Raw genomic sequence first — 3,392 nt, forward strand, 5'->3', positions numbered from 1 at the left:
GCCTCGGGCGATCGCGGCGCTGCGTGCGTCGGTGCCGGATGTCGAGTTGGCGCTGCGCGAGATGAGCAACGCCGAGCAGGCCAGCGCGCTCGAGAAAGGGGAAATCGATATTGGCTTGCTGCATACGCCGGTGGCGGTCGCGGGAAGGATGCGCGAGAAGCTGATCGCGCGGGAGCAATTGATCGCAGTGCTACCTGCGACGTTTCCGTTGGCGGCCGGCGCGAAGGTGTCGCTACGCGAGCTTGCAGCGCACGGGCTCGTATGGTTTCCACAGGGCCAGTTGCCCAACGTTCGCGCGGGCATCCTGAGCGCGTTCCGGCAAGCGGGTTGCGCAGTGGAGATCGTGCAGGACGCGAACCGCTCTCTCACCGTGCTCGCGTGCGTCGCCGCGGGATGTGGTGTGTCGCTGCTGCCGCGTTCGGTACGGGCGTTGCAATTTAGCGGAGTGCGGCTGTGCGAGATCATCGACGGCGCCGCGTTGCCGCCCTTCGAACTCAGCGCAATCTGGCCGGCACGGACTAGGCAAACGCTCGCAGACCGTTTCGCGGAATTGATCGAGCCTTACGCCGCGCCTTTACTCACGTAGATGAAGCCGCGATGCGCGCGCATCGCGGCCGGCGGGTCAGCTCGACTTGACTTCTCCGCCGTCCATGCGCAATGCCGAGCCCGTCATCCACCGCGCCGCAGGCGACACGATGAACGCCATCAACTCGGCAATCTCCTCCGGCGTGCCGTAACGCGAGATACCCACTTCAACGGGAAACTTTGCCGTCGCCTCTTCGACGCTCATGTTGTGTAGCGGCGCCCAATGTTCCAGGTACGAGCGTCGCCGGCCGGTCATCACGGCCCCCGGCAGCACGCTGTTGACCTGCACGCCGTCGGCGATGCCGCGATCCGAAAACGCTTTCGCGAGCGCCACGATCGCCGCGTTGATCGTACCCACGGCCGCATAGGGCGCCTTGGGAAACAGCGCTGAATTGCCCGACATCAGCACGACCGATCCTGAACTCTCCATCAGCGCCGGCCACGCCGCGATTGTTAGACGTCGCGCGCCGTGAAGCTTTAGCGCGAGACCGCGATCCCATTGCTCGTCGGTCATCTCAAGCACATCGATCTGCGGCACTGCGCCCGCAATGTTGAGCAATGCGTCGATCCGTCCGAATGTCGCGAGCGTCTGTTCGACGACCTGCCGTGCGGCATCGGCTTGAGAGAGATCGGCGGCGATAATAAGAGACTGTGCGCCGGCATTCTTCACTTCGATCGCGGTTTGTTCGAGGTTCGCGCGGTCGCGCGCAACGAGCACGATCGAGTCAAAATCCCGCGCCAGCCGGATGGCGGTCGCACGACCGATACCCTGGCTTGCGCCCGTGACGATAGCGATTTTGCTAGACATGTTGCTTCTCCTGGTTGCGTGAATGAAGCCGGGTTCAGTGAGCTTACGACCCTCACCCGCTTCAAGATGACACGGTTATCGAAGCTTCGCTTCGGATACCTCATCGAATCAGGAACTCCGAAATGGCCGTGGCGATTTCGGTTGCATGTGTCTCGAGCGCGAAGTGGCCGGTATCGAAGAACCGCACCACGGCGCCGGGGATGTCGCGCCCGAATGCCTCGGCGCCAGCGGGCAAAAAGAACGGATCGTTTTTCCCCCACACGGCAAGCAAAGGCGGTTGATGTGTGCGGAAGTACTGCTGGAACGCGGGGTAGAGCGCCACGTTGCTTCGATAATCGCGGAACAGGTCGAGCTGTATCTCGCCGGCACCGGGCCGGCTCAGATAGAAGTCGTCGAGCGAGTAGCCGTCCGGCGACACCGACGCTGTGTCGGGTACGCCATGGGTGTACTGCCAGACGGTGGTCTCGTGAGTGAGCAGAGCGCGAAGCGCTTCCCGATTCTCTTGCGAAGCCTCTTGCCAGTAGGCGCGGATTGGATTCCAGCCCTCGCTCAATCCTTCTTCGTAGGCGTTGCCGTTCTGCGAAATGATCGCGGTGATCCGCTCGGGATGCCTGATTGCAAGGCGGAAACCGGTTGGCGCACCGTAGTCGAATACGTAGACCGCGAAGCGGTCGAAACCGATCACCTCGGTGAAGCGCTCGATGACCTTGGCGATGTTGTCGAACGTGTACTCAAAACCGTCCCGACCGGGCATGTCGGACTGTCCGAATCCGGGCAGATCCGGCGCGACGATATGGAAACGGTCGGCGAGCTTCGGGATCAAATCTCGAAACATATGGCTCGAGCTCGGAAAGCCGTGCAGGAGCAGCAGCTTTGGGGCGCCCGCGCGACCGGCTTCACGATAGAACACGTTAAAGCCATCGACGTCGGCATGGCGATAGGCAATAGAAGTCATGTGATCTTCCTCCACAGGGTTAGACGGCTGACAAAAAGCGCCGTGCGATGTTCGGCATCGCAGGTCGCATGCAACTCGCGGATAACGTTAGCGAGCGGAAACCGACTGGAGCGCTTCGACGATGACATCGGTCACAGCGTCGGGAGCGGTCACCATCGGCGTGTGATCGACCGGGTACGACCGCACGTGTGCATTCATGCGACCCGACATGAAATGCTGGGTGTCCGGGTCGATCATGCGGTCCTGCTCGGCGATCAGGAACCAGCTCGGGCGGTCTTTCCACAGCGGACGCCCGAGCGCTTCGCCAATGCAGGACACCGAAATGGGGCGCTGCACCGCAGCGAGCACGGCCAACTCTTGCGGCGTCGCGTGCTGTGCAAATCCCTGCGCGAATCCCTCTTTCGGCAGCCATATGAACCCATGTCGATCAGGAGCGAGTTGCGGCGCCTGCGGATGCGTTTCACCGCGATAGAACACATCGCCCACCGTTTCTCCTTCGTCGGGCGCGAGTGCGGCGACATAGACCAGTGCAGCAATACTTTCGGCCCGGGTCGACCCGATCACGGCACCTGCATATGCGTGGCCGACTAGCACCACCGGACCATCGATCCGTTCGAGCGTCCGGTCGAGCGCGGCCACATCGTCACTCAACGAGGTCAGCGGCAGCGGAGCCGCAATGACATTGACGCCCTGTTCCTTCAGACGATCGATCACCTTGCCCCAGCTCGATCCGTCCGCCCATGCGCCGTGCACCAGCACTGCGCTCACATTGCCAAACGACATGTTCCGCTCCTTTGAAGAAAAGTGGATGCTGCCCTGCGACGTGCCGCCAACGCGTCGCTTTTTGTAACCTGTCTGACGGTGCCTTCAAGGTTAGTTATTCGACACGTAACTTGTCAAGTGCATTTTTAGTGGTTACGATGATGTCATCGTCATTGCACATTCATCACAAGAAATGGACTACCGTCAGATTCCCGCAATATTCGTAGCCGATGCGCCGGGCCTCGACTTCCTGAACTCGATCGCGACGCCGGTGGATGAAGA

At 61.4% G+C, this 3,392-nt stretch carries 4 protein-coding genes; 1 reads left to right on the top strand and 3 read right to left on the bottom strand.

Going from position 1 to position 3,392, the window contains the following annotated elements:
* On the top strand, positions 1-586 hold a 586-nt coding region (locus tag WCA53_RS19070; RefSeq protein WP_423914100.1), incomplete at its 5' end, for a LysR family substrate-binding domain-containing protein.
* A gap of 36 nt (positions 587-622) precedes the next feature.
* On the opposite strand, the gene WCA53_RS19075 is transcribed toward WCA53_RS19070, so the two are convergent.
* The 3 genes from WCA53_RS19075 to WCA53_RS19085 form a co-directional block, all read right to left on the bottom strand.
* The gene (locus WCA53_RS19075) at positions 623-1,393 is read right to left on the bottom strand and encodes an SDR family oxidoreductase (protein ID WP_423914102.1); all 771 of its coding nucleotides are present in this window, start codon (positions 1,391-1,393) and stop codon (positions 623-625) included.
* A gap of 100 nt (positions 1,394-1,493) precedes the next feature.
* Positions 1,494-2,348, bottom strand: a complete 855-nt coding sequence (locus WCA53_RS19080) for an alpha/beta fold hydrolase (RefSeq protein ID WP_423914105.1) — start codon at positions 2,346-2,348, stop codon at positions 1,494-1,496.
* Positions 2,349-2,435: 87 nt separating this feature from the next.
* Positions 2,436-3,131, bottom strand: a complete 696-nt coding sequence (locus WCA53_RS19085) for an alpha/beta fold hydrolase (RefSeq protein ID WP_423914108.1) — start codon at positions 3,129-3,131, stop codon at positions 2,436-2,438.
* Between the last annotated feature and the right edge of the window lie 261 nt (positions 3,132-3,392).

It is taken from the genome of Caballeronia sp., assembly GCF_049581465.1.
Classification (GTDB): Bacteria; Pseudomonadota; Gammaproteobacteria; order Burkholderiales; family Burkholderiaceae; genus Caballeronia.